This window comes from Bacteroides sp. f07 (assembly GCF_042854785.1).
In the GTDB taxonomy this organism is placed as follows: Bacteria; Bacteroidota; Bacteroidia; order Bacteroidales; family Bacteroidaceae; genus Bacteroides.
In genome coordinates, this window is record NZ_BAABXI010000001.1 from 3,308,025 (window position 1) to 3,321,592 (window position 13,568).

Below are 13,568 nucleotides of genomic sequence, written 5' to 3' on the forward strand. Positions count from 1 at the left end.
TTTTTTAAATTTCATCTTAAGCTAGTATTATGTACAAGATTTTTCATGGCTTCCATCTGGTGGAAGCTTACCAGGAATTGAAAAAGGCCAAACGGTTGGCAAAGAATCAGACAGTGGGCCGATGTATAAAGTTAACCGTAGCTATTGCAATCTCCCTTATCTTATGGTTCCTCCCTATTGAAACATTTGGAATAGAAGGGCTGACTGTTATAGAACAAAGGCTTATTTCCATCTTTATTTTTGCCACGCTCATGTGGGTATTCGAAGCCGTCCCTGCATGGACTACTTCCGTATTGATTGTCGTATTATTGTTACTTACCGTTTCCGACAGTAGTTTATGGTTTCTCACTCAAGGTATTTCTACTGAAGAATTAGGGCAGACAGTCAAATATAAGTCCATTATGCATTGCTTTGCCGATCCTATCATTATGCTATTTATCGGTGGGTTCATACTCGCCATTGCAGCAACCAAAAGCGGACTGGACGTATTGTTGGCACGCGTCATGCTGAGACCTTTCGGCACACAATCACGCTATGTATTATTAGGATTCATTCTTGTTACGGCTGCATTTTCAATGTTCCTCAGCAATACGGCTACAGCAGCGATGATGCTTACTTTCCTCACTCCTGTGTTAAAGGCGCTTCCGGCAGACGGTAAAGGAAAAATCGGTCTGGCCATGGCTATTCCTGTGGCTGCCAATGTAGGCGGTATGGGAACTCCTATCGGTACACCGCCCAATGCCATTGCTTTAAAATATCTGAATGACCCGGAAGGACTGAACCTGAACATCGGTTTCGGAGAATGGATGAGCTTTATGTTGCCTTATACCGTTATCGTACTGTTTATTGCATGGTTTATTCTCTTACGGCTGTTCCCCTTCAAACAAAAGAATATTGAACTGAAAATTGAAGGTGAAGCAAAGAAAGACTGGCGTTCCATTGTGGTTTATATCACTTTTGCCGTCACAGTCATATTATGGATGTTTGACAAGGTGACGGGAGTCAATTCCAATGTGGTAGCCATGATTCCGGTAGCCGTATTCTGTATAACAGGAGTTATTACCAAGCGCGACCTGGAAGAAATCAGTTGGAGCGTACTCTGGATGGTAGCCGGTGGTTTCGCACTGGGTGTTGCCTTACAGGAAACAGGGCTCGCCAAGCATATGATTGAGGCTATCCCATTCAATACATGGCCTCCCGTACTAATGATTGTCGGCTCCGGACTGATTTGCTATGCTATGGCAAACTTCATTTCACATACCGCTACTGCGGCATTGCTCGTCCCTATCCTTGCCATTGCAGGAAGCAGCATGCGTGAGAACCTGTCGTCACTGGGTGGTGTGGAAACTTTATTGATCGGAGTAGCAATCGGCTCATCATTAGCAATGATATTGCCTATCAGTACTCCTCCCAACGCATTGGCACATGCCACGGGCATGATTCAGCAAAAGGACATGGAGAAGGTCGGCATAATCATGGGAATTATCGGACTGATACTGGGATATACCATGTTGATCATACTCGGCTCCAACAAGTTATTATAAAGAATCCCCTTTCCATACAAACAAGCCCTGTGAGAACAAGTCATTCTTACAGGGCTTTTTGTTAGCCAGCCTTATCTTGAAGACTGAAAAGTGTCTTTTTCGACATCTCTATCCGCTGTTTCAGATAGCGGCGGACTTCTTCCCACCGATAATATGGAAAACAAGATGTTGCCACCGGAATAGACACTTCTTTCTCATTCAAAAGTATTTTGACCCAGACCCGGTGTTTATTATCATGACAAAGAATCCATTGCACATTGGCAGCCATAGGAGCAATCTCATAATCTTTCCAATAAGTGGATACAGAATCAGGCGACGCTATCTGCATGTCAGTTTTCCCTATCCCCATCAGAGTCACAAAAGGAATGACTGTTTCCGCATGTGCAAAACGAAGATTCGCCCTGTTGTCCGATTGTCCGTTAATAGCTTTCTCCGTAGTTTGGATAAATTCCGAAAGTAACGGCCATGCAATCGCAACCGGCAACATTTTGCCGACCGGTGCCGCACTTTTGGTCATATATTGCCGCAAGTTCTGTGTTTGCCAATAACCGTACCATTCTTCATTAGTGAAAAAATCTTTCATAGCGAAAGGCAATCCCGTATCGGGTAATATGGCCGCTATCGAGAACAAAGCCATGACAAATTCCCGGCTTTCCTGACCTGTTTCGGGACTCGAGGAAAGAAAAATCCTTTTCATGACAGGCGTGACCGGCATCTTATCCTGTACAAATGACTCATACAATGGAATCCAACCGCCTTTCTCCTTATAATAGACATAAGGCTTGTTTACCGTAAAAAAACGGAGAAGAGTATCATATTGCTTTCCTGCACTTTGCCGTATGACCAATGAAGAATCCTGTTTCTTCATACCGGAAAGAAAAGCATCCATACTGTTAATACAACGGGGAACATAAGTGGCTATGGCTTCAATCCGCGCCGAATCAGCAAACATTTCAGGATAACGTGACAACATACGTTCCGCTATTTCCTTTTGCTCCTGTTCTCCTACCGCCGACAACTCTCCCCAGTGTCCTTCGAAAGCCTCGGATAACTGTAATACCGTAGCAAGCAGCTCCCGACCTTTCGCTGTCAACCTTTTCTCCTGTTCTGCCAATATAAGCACACCTTTAACTTTGTCCAATGCTTTTTCGGAAGTCGGGAACCGTGCTCCGTGCCTTCCCAAATGATTGATATAAAAAGGAACCATACCTTCATGGTTCAAGACAGGTGTATCCTTTATTGAAGGATATGGCATAGCCGTTCCCGCATACTTCTGAGTGGTACTTTGTCCAAGCAGAGAAGTAACAGGAAAAAGCAGAACGGCCCAAAATATCAATATTGATTTCATCCGGTTGAATATGTTTTTTGTTTACAGGACATAACAACCGAAGAGAGAACAATGTTTATTTGCGCTGCCTGCTATTCCTTCGCTTTCACATTAATTGCCGAAAAAGATATCTCCCTTCCCGACTCGGCATACTTACTCGGACTTACATCATAATATTTTTTAAATACCTCGCGGAAGTATTTTGCATCCGAGAACCCGACCATATCAGCAACCTCGGCTACTGTATGTTCACCTTGCTTTAGCAATTGCGCAGCATGTTGCAAACGTATCAGCCGGATATAGTCTGCCGGAGCATAACCGGTCAGCGCCTTTAGTTTGTTGAAAAAACTCGTACGGCTCATATGCTGCCGGCTGCTGAGTGTCTCCACATTAAAGTCCGGATCTCCCATATTCTGCTCTATACATTCTTTGACGGAAGCTATGAATTTCCAATCCAGGGTACTTGCACAATTGGCAGACAAATGCTGTTCTTCATCTTCGATACTATTATAAATCTGACGGAGCAAAGCGCGATTTGCAAGTAAGTTCTTAACCGTTGCTTTGAGTATACCCACACTGAAAGGTTTGGTTATATAAGCATCCGCACCGATTTCCAGTCCTTCAAGCATATTCTTTTCATCTCCAAGTGCAGTCAGCAGGATAATCGGGATATGGGACATCTCAAGATCACTTTTTATAGCCGAACACAGCTCATCTCCGCCCATCTCAGGCATCATGATATCGGATATGACAAGATCTGGGTTAAATTCCCGTATTATGACAAGTGCATCCTTTCCGTTCGGACAGGACTGGATATTATAGTCCGCCCTAAGCATATCAACAAGATAATTACGCAAATCATCATTATCCTCCACTATCAGAATACGTTGCAGGGAATCATTGCTCCGGGATGTCTCCATAGCCGAAAAATCCGGAATACCACCCGGTATGATAACCTCCGGACGTTTATCCGGTGCCTTGGGAGAAATAAATTTTGCTTTATGGAAATGGCTGTTTCCTTTCTGGAAAGTAACCTTTACACAAGTGCCCTGTTGTTCAGTACTTTGAATCTGAATCTTACCTTTATGCAACTTGACCAGTTTGTATACCAGCATCAACCCGATCCCGCTGCCCGTCACTTTCAGGTTGACGACATTACTTCCTCAAATATAAAGTATATTGATAATCAGTTAGTTACTGTTATCAAGATACAAATGATATGCAAATGTAAGTATAAAACCATATAGAAAAAGTACAAATGGACATTACTTTGTATGATAACATCCTTTTCTACAGATTAAGGGTTAACACAATGTTATACTACTGATATTCAGCATATTGAAGCTATTCTTCCTTGCATTCAACAAAGAGTGTTAAATTATATTAAATCCTACAGGGCAATTATGATTCGTGCAAAGATAATATTTTGCAGTCAAAGGAAGAAAGACTTCTTGAACCACTTCTATGGTTCTATACTTCTGTTTCTGACGTAAGCTGACCCGTACGGTTTTCGGGTTTTAGACGGACATATATACAGTTTACTTTAGGTTAGCATATATATAAGAGCTAACCAAGGTAAACTAAAGTGTTTTTGTCCTGTAGATACTGCACTTTGTGGACTCTTTTCTCCTTTGACTGCAAAAACCTCTTATAGCCTTATCTCCACCTATAACGTCACTTCACACTGCTGTACCATGCAGTCTGCCATGTACCACCCCATCGGGCTTTGATAAGAATTGTGTTGCAAAGGTACCTGTCATGGCGTTCATCCTGCAAGGTCGGTGCCTGTGGTTTGTCCGTGAAATCTCCACGCTCTGATTGTGGCAGAGGTAGTATTTGACGGCAAAACCTTGCATTGATGAGCCATAACACCTTTTGGGGCAACATAATTCTTTAATCAATCCCGATGGTAGTTGGTTCTACATAAGGGAAGAAAATAAAAATTTTATCTTATGGCTAACATTTGCGACACTCAGTACAAGGTGACAGGCTCACGCAAAGCCGTGGCAGACCTTTGGAACACACTCCAAGAGTTGGAGGTGAACAGTAATAATGTGTATCTGTATCTCTTGGCAGAACACTATGGCATTGACTACGAGAAGAAAGGCATCTCGGTGAGAGGACACATCTATTGGGCAGAGTATGAGGAGAACGTGGAAGACGATTATGCCCTCTTGTCCTTTGACACCGAAAGTGCTTGGTCTTCATGCGACTTGTTCTTTGAGGAGGTGAACAAGGCACTTGGCGATGAACTTTCAATCAGTTGGCGAGAGGTTGAGCCAGGTTGCGACATCTTCTATACGCACGATGAGAACGACTTCTTCCCCGAAGAGTGCTACGTCACTGCATACGGAGAACTCTTTGAGGATTGTGAGGGTGCTTACTCCACCTTTGGTGATGCTATCAAGTTGTGGTGTGAGAAGACTGGTGTCTCACAGGACGGAAGAAGCGAACAGAAGATGATTGACTTCATCAATGAATACGAGTATGAGGCAGAGGACACGAATTTCTGCATCAATCCAATCACATTCGGCTAACAAGGAGGAACGGATATGGCAACGATAGACATGGAGCAGTTGGACGGCGTTGTAGGGTGTTTCTGCACCTTGCTTTATCCCCGAAGAGGTCAGACAGAGGGAACGATTGTCGAGGACTTGGGTTGTGAGGTCATTGTCCAGCTCATCAACGGCAAGGAAGTGACGGAGTACAAGGATGATGTTGTCATCTGTGAATAATCAGGAGAGAGTCTGTTGGCTATGTGGCTTGCAGACTCTTTCTTCCTTTGACTGCAAAAACTCTTTTAGGACAATCCTCCAATGAGGTTATGGCTGTTGTAACTGAAATACCTTGGGAGCAAGTTGTGCGGTTTGCTCACTTGCTCCAGTCCTGTTATAGAAGCGATGCTTCGACACCTGTATAGCGATACGTCGCCAAAGTCCCTTCGCCGTTTTAAGCGTCTCTGTACCTTGTTATAGGAATGGTCATTTCGCCTTTTGGTTTTACTCGTCTGTCTTTTGCGACTCTTCCTTGTCGGACACAGAACTTGGTCTTAGCATGATGACAGTGCTATCGCCAATCCTCTGATGTCTGTCCTCTTTTGGCTTGATGCCTCTATTGCTAAGCTGACCCTTAGGCTTGTCGTTCATCGTGCATCAGTGTTCATGCTCCTCACTCTTCTGATGATACAGCTGTAAGGTCGGATTTCCCGCTTCGTTTCTCCAGGCATACAGCCATAGCAGTGCCCCTGTCTGTTGCATACGGATTGCCTCCTTGCTTACAACCTTTGTTCCATTGTTTGGCCCCGTCTTTTTCTGAATTGAGCTATTTGAAAGCCACTTATTTTTACCATGCAAAGGTAGCGTGATGCTGCGAAGGACTTCCTCCTTCTTGTGTGGCCGCTATCGCTGTGACCAATAAAATAGTGCGTAATCTTCCTTTTTCTCCCTTACCGCCAACGACAAAAAGAGTATTGCGAACGATTTTCATGGTGCTTCCCACATGGTGCCACATCCCTGCTTTTGAATGCATGTAAAAATTAAGTTTCACTTTTAAATTCAATTCAAAATGAAAAAGATCGAGAACAACTTCACAGTTTCAGGTTTCGTAGGTAAGGATGCAGAAATCCGTCAGTTCGCAAACGCCAGCGTAGCACGCTTCTCATTGGCAGTAGGCCGTCAGGAGAAGAACGGCGAGGAAACCAACCGCGTATCGGCTTTCATGAATATGGAGGCATGGCGCAAGAACGAGCACACCGAATCATTCGACAAGCTCACCAAGGGCACGTTGCTCACCGTCGAGGGTTTCTTCAAGCCAGAGGAGTGGACAGACAAGGATGGCGTGAAGCACTCCAGAATCATCATGGTTGCAACCAAGTTCTACGAGTGTCCCGACAAGGAGGAGACTCCTGCGGAAGAGCCGGCCAAGCCAGCAACCAAGAAAGGCAAGAAATAGCCTTTCCTCTCCATAACAAGGCGACCTTCGGGTCGCTTTTGTTTTGCTCAGGGACATCAATCTGCTGTTATAGCGTGTGATAATCTTCTCTAATAACAACCATGTGCATTTATTAACCATAACGGCAACGCCGTCTTCCTTTATTCTAACCACTTCGTCCCTCACCATTTGCGAAACGTCACCAAGATGGTTGGCATACAGATATTCCCGGCTGATGGCGACAAAGTCGCTATTAGCCAAGAAAGACAGTATGCCAAGGTCTGAACGCGAGAGGACTGCCATCTATGCCACAAGATGCCGAAGCCGAGGCTTCTGATAATTGTGTCCTTTACTGGCTATCCACTCGCCTTGATATTCAGACCGTCAATCTTGCGACAGCTTCACTACCCACCCACACCTGCTTTACTATTCTTCTTCTCTTTGACTGCAAAATATTTTCTGTTATAAGCGGTGGTTTCGTCCAAGTGCGTTGTATCGCTTCGCCCCACACCTTCAGAACGGCATTACTGTACGGACACCGCACGAATCCCATGTGACAGGCAGCCAACAATGTCACTATCAGAAACTGACACTTCTGATAACTGCCTTTATTGCTGTCTGGCTGTCCCATTATCGGGCTTCGGCAATGTCCGTGTAATGCCATTCTGCCCACCCATACCACCTTTACCACTAATCAACTGTTTTACAATTTCTCTTCTGCTATACAAGAGGCAGTTCTTGTCCACTCAGGCATATTGAATGTGGCAGACATGTCTGCTACGTCCAATCTGCCTCAGTGTCCTGCGGCAAGGACAAGGCACATTTGTCATGCTGACAGGAGTGCCCGATTTGTCCGTTGCGCAACTGTCTCTTCTTGCCTGATATACGTTACTATCTACTTCTAAATTATACTGCTTTGCCCCACGCCTTTGCGAAGCGTTACATGGTCTGTCGTCATACAGACATCCTTGGCTGATGGCAACACGTTGCTATTAGCCAAAGCTGACAGTATGCCGAAGTACCGACGCGAGAGAATTGTCTGTCCGTGCTACAAGCTATCAAGGCTGAAGCTTTGATGACTTGCATCCCGGTCAGCCAACACACTCGCTTTATGTCGGTACAGCAGACCTGCAAACACTTCACTGCCCACCCTTACTGTTTCAATCTTTCTTCTTACCTCTTTATATATAACACATCATTCCTCTTGCAGCCAATATCAATAATCTTCTTCCAATCAGCGCAGTGGTAGGCATATTTCCTGCAAAGTTAGCCGCGTCTGAGACAATCGTCAAATTCTGCTTGAGGTCTTGTGACTGTGAACAATCTTCCTTTTCCTCGGAAAAGAGTATTCTTCACACATAATTTGTCTTTATGTCTTTTCTTGCGGCTTGTGGGAGCAGAAAATATCCCTCCACAGGCTGAAAGGTCTCGAAAGGAGGGAAGAGAAAGAAACGGTTAAGCGAACGCAGAGGGAATTTATTCACTATGCTGAGCGTAAGTTTCTTCAACGTAGTTAAACAAGTCCAGCGACATGGGCGACAAACTTATTTGTATCACTAAAAATAGAAAGGCAATGAAGATTATCATCCTGCATGATGCTGACGCACGCATCGAGTATCTTGACGTAGCCGACCACCTTCTCGGCTCAGACATCGAGGAGTTCCTCACCAGACAGGGCTTCTCAGTGAACAACATCACATGGCTTGTCACATCGGCAGACCATATCCCAGTGGTTTACCACAAGTATGACATCGACTGCAAGACCGGCGAGGCAACCCACACCAAACGAGAGGCAGAACTGCAAGACCTCACTATCCACGGACAACTCCAGGCATTGCAGCACCGGGAGCAGGACGAGCTGAAAGCGGCTCTTCGCAAGTACGGCACGGAGGTGGACGGAGGCTTTGAGGTGCATTTCGAGGGAGAGCAGCCCATCGTGGCAGGTTATCTCTTTGACGAGCCTCGTGACATCGTCATAGACGCAGCACGTTTGGATGCCGACGGAAACTTGTCGCTTCTTGGAGAGGACAAGGAAGTGAGGGATGGACAATACGACATAGAGCCAAGCGACATATTTGGCGGTCAGTTGGACTATGTCACGTCGAGTATAGGTGCATGGATGAAGTAGGAGCATGTATGACCCAGTGCATCGTATATGACGAGACGACCAAGGAGAGCGAGACCTTTTGCTCATTGACCGCAGCCAAGAAGTGGATGCGAGAGCGCATCAAACAGAAGCATGAGGTAAGCGGACAGAAGTACAGAGTCTATTCCGACGGAGAGTTTGTTAATTGCGGCTCTATCAGTCTCACAGGCAGCAACAAGTCTTTTGTCGCCAATACAAGGCAGACGAAGAAAGGATATTAATAACAAGGTAACGGCAAGCCTAACCAACTTGCCACACATATATTGATATGGAAAAGCAAATATTGAGTTTTAATGACTTGCCATCAGCATTGTCATTAGTAATAAACAAGCTGGAGATTTTAGAAGAAAAGTTTTCCACACTAATGACTCAAATTCAGCCCGATAAGGGATTGGAATGGCTTAGTGTTTCCGAATTGAGTGAGTATCTCCCTACCCATCCAGTTGAACACACAATCTATTGTTGGACAAGCAATAAACAAATACCATTCCATAAGAAGGGGAAACGTATCATGTTCCTCAAATCTGAAATTGATGAGTGGATGCAAGATAACAAGAGTAGGTCACGAGCAGAAATTATGAATGAAGCAATAGCTTATGTTCAATCAACAAGAAAAGTCATTTAAATAACAAGGTAACGGCAAGTCTAACCAACTTGCCACTATAACATTTTCACATTATGATTTACACTCACACTATCGGACGCATCGGAGCAAAGGATTGCCGCGTCATCACAGGTACACACGGAACATTCATGGCTGTTGACATCGCAGTGGACGACTACAGTAAGGGCAAGCAAATCACCACTTGGGTAAGGGTGAAGAGCAGCAAGGAGAACCATATCCGTTTGGCTGAATACCTCACCAAGGGTCGTATGGTGCTTGTGGAAGGCACACTGACTTCTTCCATTTGGACAGACCGCAACGGAGAGAACCACATACAGCATAGCATCATAGCTGACTCCATCGCCTTTGTCAATGCAGGGAAGAAGGATGCAACCGACACACCTGCAACAAAGGCACGCAAGGCAGCCAAGGCAGAGGGCGAGGCTCCCGTACCGCCAGCCGATGCACCGCAGGACAAGAGCGAAGACCTTCCCTTCTGAGGGTAGTATCAACTGAGAGTAGTACGTACTAATCGTAGTAAATCCGCTTTTACTATGGTTAGTATGTACTATCAGTAGTAGAATAGTAAAGTAGTATTCACTAATAGTAGTATCATGTTATGACACAGATAATTGCAGTATTAAATCACAAGGGTGGTGTAGGGAAAAGTACGACCGCAGTAAGCCTTGCGGCAGCTCTGCAACTGAGTAAGAAGAACGTCTTGGCTATTGACATGGATGGACAAGCCAACCTCACGGAAGCCTTGGGATTGTCCATCGAGGAAGAACAGACAGTCTATGGCGCAATGTGTGGACAGTACACCTTGCCGTTGGTCAAGTTGCACAACGGCATCACCGTCTCACCCTCATGCCTTGACCTGTCTGCGGCTGAGTTAGAGCTTATCAGCGAGCCGGGACGGGAGCTTATCTTGAAGGGACTTATCACCAAAGCCATCGCCAAAGAGCATTTCGACTACATCATCATCGACTGTCCACCGTCATTGGGCTTGCTGACCTTGAATGCCCTCACCGCAGCCGACTACATCATCATCCCTGTTCAAGCGCAATACCTTGCCATGAGAGGTATGGCAAAGTTGATGGACATCATCCGCATCGTTCAGGAGCGGCTCAACTCCAACCTTAAAGTGGGCGGCATCGTCATCACCCAGTTCGATCGCCGCAAGACGTTGAACCGAAGCGTGAGGGAAATCGTCAATGACAGTTTTCACGAGAAGGTTTTCAAGACCGTCATCCGTGATAATGTGGCTTTGGCAGAAGCACCCATCAACGGCAAGACTATCTTTGAGTATAATCCCAAATCCAATGGTGCCAGTGATTATATGTCTTTGGCAAAAGAAGTGTTAAACTTAAAATAGCATAGCCATGAGCAAGAGCAGTATGTTGAAAGAGGGAATGAAAGGCGGTCTCAACGGACTCCTTTCTTCCACAAAGAAGCCGAGTAAGGAGCAGATAGTCACAGAAACTACACCAGCACCACCTGTGTCTGTTTCTGAGACTACCGAAGTGCCGGTGCATTGCAATTTCCTTATCAACAAGAGCATCCACACGAGGATGAAGTACCTCGCCATCAAGAAAGGGATGTCCTTGCGTGATATTGTCAATGAGGCAATGACAGAATACCTAAAGCGGCATGACACATGAGTGCCGCGCGGTATCATCGCCGAACAGACGATGATACCGCTATCTCTTCTATAAACAGACTTTACTATCCGTAGTATGGTAGTAAAAACTATTCGACTATTATACTATTCGTAGTCGATACTACTTTTAGAAAATACTATCCAACTCATTTTTAGGGCAATAGTTTTCTCTGCTTGTAGGACTGTCTCCATGCTGATAAAAGGCAATGTCGTTCCCTATTACAAGATTTTCTCTTTTTCCCTCATATCAACTATCGTCCTTCCCCATATACAGCTTCGCCCCACGCCATCCCGCCCGTTTCCTCTTTTACATAACAGATTTCTTTTCGCCTGCCTTGCCGCTGCGGATATTGTTTTGCAAAGGTAATGCTGGCGATTGTTCAAACACCAAATCGTCCATTGCATTTGACCGAAAAATCTTCCTCTGCGTGCAGAGCGTATTTTTCGCTCCCGATTTGGCTTTTTGATCGCCATCACTCTTGGAAAGCAAAAAATATCCCTTGGGCAGGCAGGAAAAGCCTCCGAAATAAGGGAAGAAAAAACATAAGAGCAATGGCACACAAGAATGACTATCAAATCCAAAAGCAGTTAGACAAGCCTCAGACTTGGTTCTGCAAATACTATCCCGCACGCATCCGCAATGTGGGTGAGAAGGAGATTGCCGACAGACAATTAGTGTTTGACTTCAAGGACGGAAGAGCCTACGAGGAAGTGGCGCAGCGCACCGCAGAGAATATGCTGACACTCTACGGCAAGGGTTGCGTGAACATCGTCTTCGCCCCCGTTCCAGCATCCACAAGCGAGAGCAACGAACTCCGCTACAAGGCTTTCTGCCACAGGGTGTGTGAATTGACAGGAGCGGAAAACGGCTACGAGCACGTGAGGGTATGCGGAGAGCGTAAGACCATCCACGATAACCGCAAGAACGAGGATGAAGTCCGCAAGGCGAATGTCGTTGAGTTTGATGAGCCGTTCTTCGACAACAAAATGGTGTTGGTCTTTGACGATGTGATAACCAAGGGTCTCAGCTATGCCAAGTATGCCAACCAACTCGAAAGGCTCGGGGCATGTGTTATTGGCGGTATGTTCCTCGCACGCACACATTATAAAGTAAGGTAAAGTATGACAAAGTACGACAAGGCAGTGTCCGTATGCTTCAGCGGACACCGCAGCGTACCTTTCGCCAAGCGGAGGGAGTTGAAGCAATGTCTCAAATCGGAGATAGCCAAGGCGTATGCCGACGGCTACCGGTATTTCTATTGTGGCATGGCAATGGGATTTGACCTGCTGGCGGCAGAAGCCGCCCTTTCGTTGCAATGCGAGTTGAAGGACTTGCAGGTGATAGCCGTTGTGCCGTTCCGTGGTCAGTCTGACCGGTGGAGCAAGGAAGAGCAAGCCAAGTATGATGCCATCCTGCGCATCGTGGATGACGTGGTCGTATTGAGCGAGCAATACTACAATGGCTGCCTTCTGAGGCGCAACGACTATATGGTCAACCGCAGTTCACGTCTCATAGCCTACTTCGATGGCAATCCCAAGGGCGGCACGTTCTACACCGTCAGAGAAGCCAAGAGGCAGGGATTGGACATAGTGAATCTTCATAATAGTGTATAACCCATAAAACAGAAAATGCTTATGGACGATATTGTTGCAATCATCGTTTGCTACTTCGTGTTCGGAGCTTTGGGCAATGTGCTCAGAGCTTTGTTCGGCGGAGAGAGACGAAACGACTTCCGCCGTGACCGCTAAGCGTCTTTAAACCAAGATACGCTGACAGCCATACGTCTGCACCTTACCCCAAAAAGATGCAGCGGATAATTGTGTCCGTAGGCAAGGATATTCAGATTCCTCACCTTAACATTTTGATAAAAATAAAGATACTGCTGCCTATATTTCAAGACAGCAGTATAAACCTTACTCTGCAGGTGCCCATTTGCAACGCACAGGAGAGACGATTGCACCCTCTGCTTTCAGCTGCTTCATGGCTGCATCTACCTCTTTGCGGTCGAGACCGCTGAGTTCTGCGATTTTACCTGCGTTGAGAGGCTGACCAGCCTCTTTCATTGTTGCCAATACTTTTTCTTTTGCGTCCATTGTTTTGATGATTTGATGTTTTGTTTATAATCTTGTTATTAACTCTTGTATTTTGTCTTCCCTTATAATCTTCGGTTGTGCCTTACCTGCCAGAACGAGAATTTTCTTCCCGTTTCTGTAGATGTGCAGCTGTCTGCTTCGTACCACTGCTGTCAAGGTCTCATCATCCTGCATGGCTTGCCATATAGGATAATACACACCTTCTGGTTCAAACAACTTCTTCTGAAGGTGTGAGCACATGTTGGTTGTATCTATTGTCATAT

At 45.6% G+C, this 13,568-nt stretch carries 19 protein-coding genes and 1 pseudogene; 12 read left to right on the top strand and 8 right to left on the bottom strand.

The window, feature by feature from the left end; translation table 11 throughout:
• Window positions 1–29: 29 nt before the first annotated feature.
• The gene (locus ACGHVY_RS13460; protein WP_390599457.1) at window positions 30–1,544 is read left to right on the top strand and encodes an SLC13 family permease; all 1,515 of its coding nucleotides are present in this window, start codon (window positions 30–32) and stop codon (window positions 1,542–1,544) included.
• A gap of 61 nt (window positions 1,545–1,605) precedes the next feature.
• Here the strand turns inward: ACGHVY_RS13460 and ACGHVY_RS13465 are convergent, their stop codons facing one another.
• The 3 genes and pseudogenes from ACGHVY_RS13465 to ACGHVY_RS13475 all read right to left on the bottom strand — a co-directional run bounded on the left by ACGHVY_RS13465 (window position 1,606) and on the right by ACGHVY_RS13475 (window position 4,758).
• Window positions 1,606–2,892, bottom strand: a complete 1,287-nt coding sequence (locus ACGHVY_RS13465; RefSeq protein WP_390599458.1) for a histidine-type phosphatase — start codon at window positions 2,890–2,892, stop codon at window positions 1,606–1,608.
• Between the two features lie 71 nt (window positions 2,893–2,963).
• Window positions 2,964–4,034 (bottom strand): annotated as a pseudogene (locus tag ACGHVY_RS13470) (response regulator); the annotation flags it as partial.
• A gap of 511 nt (window positions 4,035–4,545) precedes the next feature.
• Window positions 4,546–4,758 carry a hypothetical protein gene (locus tag ACGHVY_RS13475; RefSeq protein ID WP_007837487.1) on the bottom strand — a complete coding sequence of 71 codons (213 nt, stop codon included), beginning with the start codon at window positions 4,756–4,758 and terminating at the stop codon, window positions 4,546–4,548.
• Between the two features lie 65 nt (window positions 4,759–4,823).
• Here ACGHVY_RS13475 and ACGHVY_RS13480 point away from each other — a divergent pair, with 65 nt between their 5' ends.
• Together ACGHVY_RS13480 and ACGHVY_RS13485 are read left to right on the top strand one after the other, a co-directional pair.
• On the top strand, window positions 4,824–5,408 hold the full coding sequence (locus ACGHVY_RS13480) for a hypothetical protein (RefSeq protein ID WP_005816332.1): 585 nt from the start codon (window positions 4,824–4,826) through the stop codon (window positions 5,406–5,408).
• 15 nt (window positions 5,409–5,423) lie between these two features.
• Window positions 5,424–5,606, top strand: a complete 183-nt coding sequence (locus ACGHVY_RS13485; RefSeq protein ID WP_004319908.1) for a hypothetical protein — start codon at window positions 5,424–5,426, stop codon at window positions 5,604–5,606.
• A 607-nt stretch (window positions 5,607–6,213) separates the two neighbouring features.
• On the opposite strand, the gene ACGHVY_RS13490 is transcribed toward ACGHVY_RS13485, so the two are convergent.
• Entirely contained in the window at window positions 6,214–6,357 is a 144-nt protein-coding gene (locus ACGHVY_RS13490) for a hypothetical protein (RefSeq protein ID WP_007897403.1), read from the bottom strand.
• Window positions 6,358–6,435: 78 nt separating this feature from the next.
• On the opposite strand from ACGHVY_RS13490, the gene ACGHVY_RS13495 reads away from it, so the two are divergent.
• Window positions 6,436–6,822: a single-stranded DNA-binding protein gene (locus ACGHVY_RS13495; RefSeq protein ID WP_004319910.1), complete on the top strand. Its 387-nt coding sequence runs from the start codon at window positions 6,436–6,438 to the stop codon at window positions 6,820–6,822.
• Window positions 6,823–7,177: 355 nt separating this feature from the next.
• Here the strand turns inward: ACGHVY_RS13495 and ACGHVY_RS13500 are convergent, their stop codons facing one another.
• On the bottom strand, window positions 7,178–7,492 hold the full coding sequence (locus ACGHVY_RS13500) for a hypothetical protein (protein WP_224204806.1): 315 nt from the start codon (window positions 7,490–7,492) through the stop codon (window positions 7,178–7,180).
• A gap of 882 nt (window positions 7,493–8,374) precedes the next feature.
• Between ACGHVY_RS13500 and ACGHVY_RS13505 the strand changes: the two genes are divergently transcribed.
• The 6 genes from ACGHVY_RS13505 to ACGHVY_RS13530 all read left to right on the top strand — a co-directional run bounded on the left by ACGHVY_RS13505 (window position 8,375) and on the right by ACGHVY_RS13530 (window position 11,212).
• Window positions 8,375–8,929, top strand: a complete 555-nt coding sequence (locus ACGHVY_RS13505) for a hypothetical protein (RefSeq protein WP_005816324.1) — start codon at window positions 8,375–8,377, stop codon at window positions 8,927–8,929.
• 8 nt (window positions 8,930–8,937) lie between these two features.
• Window positions 8,938–9,168: a hypothetical protein gene (locus tag ACGHVY_RS13510; protein ID WP_004319914.1), complete on the top strand. Its 231-nt coding sequence runs from the start codon at window positions 8,938–8,940 to the stop codon at window positions 9,166–9,168.
• 47 nt (window positions 9,169–9,215) lie between these two features.
• On the top strand, window positions 9,216–9,572 hold the full coding sequence (locus tag ACGHVY_RS13515; RefSeq protein WP_007837478.1) for a helix-turn-helix domain-containing protein: 357 nt from the start codon (window positions 9,216–9,218) through the stop codon (window positions 9,570–9,572).
• A 53-nt stretch (window positions 9,573–9,625) separates the two neighbouring features.
• Window positions 9,626–10,051 (top strand): single-stranded DNA-binding protein, encoded by a 426-nt coding sequence (locus ACGHVY_RS13520; RefSeq protein ID WP_005816321.1) that lies wholly within the window; start codon window positions 9,626–9,628, stop codon window positions 10,049–10,051.
• 119 nt (window positions 10,052–10,170) lie between these two features.
• A complete protein-coding gene (locus tag ACGHVY_RS13525; RefSeq protein WP_005816319.1) occupies window positions 10,171–10,926 on the top strand; it encodes a ParA family protein in 756 nt (251 codons plus the stop codon).
• 7 nt (window positions 10,927–10,933) lie between these two features.
• Window positions 10,934–11,212 carry a plasmid partition protein ParG gene (locus ACGHVY_RS13530; RefSeq protein WP_005816317.1) on the top strand — a complete coding sequence of 93 codons (279 nt, stop codon included), beginning with the start codon at window positions 10,934–10,936 and terminating at the stop codon, window positions 11,210–11,212.
• Window positions 11,213–11,518: 306 nt separating this feature from the next.
• Here ACGHVY_RS13530 and ACGHVY_RS13535 read toward each other — a convergent pair whose 3' ends face one another.
• Window positions 11,519–11,770: a hypothetical protein gene (locus ACGHVY_RS13535; RefSeq protein ID WP_225494525.1), complete on the bottom strand. Its 252-nt coding sequence runs from the start codon at window positions 11,768–11,770 to the stop codon at window positions 11,519–11,521.
• On the opposite strand from ACGHVY_RS13535, the gene ACGHVY_RS13540 reads away from it, so the two are divergent.
• Together ACGHVY_RS13540 and ACGHVY_RS13545 are read left to right on the top strand one after the other, a co-directional pair.
• Window positions 11,764–12,330: a hypothetical protein gene (locus tag ACGHVY_RS13540; protein WP_005816315.1), complete on the top strand. Its 567-nt coding sequence runs from the start codon at window positions 11,764–11,766 to the stop codon at window positions 12,328–12,330. The two genes, ACGHVY_RS13535 and ACGHVY_RS13540, sit on opposite strands and share 7 nt — an antisense overlap.
• 3 nt (window positions 12,331–12,333) lie before the next feature.
• On the top strand, window positions 12,334–12,825 hold the full coding sequence (locus ACGHVY_RS13545; RefSeq protein WP_005816313.1) for an SLOG family protein: 492 nt from the start codon (window positions 12,334–12,336) through the stop codon (window positions 12,823–12,825).
• 300 nt (window positions 12,826–13,125) lie between these two features.
• Here ACGHVY_RS13545 and ACGHVY_RS13550 read toward each other — a convergent pair whose 3' ends face one another.
• Window positions 13,126–13,305 carry a transcriptional regulator gene (locus ACGHVY_RS13550; RefSeq protein WP_005816310.1) on the bottom strand — a complete coding sequence of 60 codons (180 nt, stop codon included), beginning with the start codon at window positions 13,303–13,305 and terminating at the stop codon, window positions 13,126–13,128.
• Window positions 13,306–13,329: 24 nt separating this feature from the next.
• Window positions 13,330–13,566 carry a hypothetical protein gene (locus ACGHVY_RS13555; RefSeq protein WP_005816304.1) on the bottom strand — a complete coding sequence of 79 codons (237 nt, stop codon included), beginning with the start codon at window positions 13,564–13,566 and terminating at the stop codon, window positions 13,330–13,332.
• Window positions 13,567–13,568 lie beyond the last annotated feature (2 nt).